Source organism: Alistipes sp. ZOR0009 (genome assembly GCF_000798815.1).
Classification (GTDB): domain Bacteria; phylum Bacteroidota; class Bacteroidia; order Bacteroidales; family ZOR0009; genus Acetobacteroides.
Genome location: NZ_JTLD01000113.1, coordinates 1 through 636, shown reverse-complemented (window position 1 = coordinate 636; position 636 = coordinate 1). Strand labels below are relative to the sequence as shown.

Annotated in this window: 1 protein-coding gene; it reads right to left on the bottom strand. The window is 55.7% G+C overall.

The genetic code is table 11. From position 1 onward, the window contains the following. Positions 1 to 311 (bottom strand): hypothetical protein (locus L990_RS20485; protein ID WP_047452001.1); only part of this gene is annotated, 311 nt, incomplete at its 3' end. Positions 312 to 636 lie beyond the last annotated feature (325 nt).

The following is a 636-nucleotide window of genomic DNA, read 5'->3' as shown; positions in this document are numbered from 1 at the left end:
CCGTTAAGCCCGCCAGCGCCGATGGTACTGCTACACCAAGCGGGAGAGTAGGTGGCCGCCAACCTTACAAGAGGCCCCGAACGAAAGTTCGGGGCCTTTTTTGGTTTATTCCCCTGGTAACGGAAGGCCTTCCCCTGAGCTCCGTGTCCTAACGCTTCCAGCCCGCTCCACGCGGCGCTGCCGGCCGCCCAAGGCGCTTGGGGGTGGTAGCGCATGGACGGCTCCCTTTTCGGGCAGAATGGGGCCGTTTTACGGCGAATTTCGCTCCCTATCTTTCCCCCTTTAGTGCTATCTCCTCGAATTTGGCGCATGCGGCCGGAGGCCGTACCGAACCCAGCTTAGCGTCCTCGCTAAGCCGAGCGGTGGTGGCCTCTGCGCAAGTTGCGAGAGCTCGTGGAGAAGTTGCGGGAGTATTCACGGAACTGTGTCTACATATTTTTCTCGGAAGCCGGAATTACACCTGCCTTTTAGGCTGGGGCTGTCTGCGGTGCAAGGGTGGGACATTGGAGAACTCCTATTATTCATATGTATATGCTAATGCAGGAGGACTTCATGCTGGGATTAACTTTTACGTTACTTTTTTGGCGCAAAAAAGTAACCAAAAAACATGGCGGAAATTAACTCGCACCATCGGCT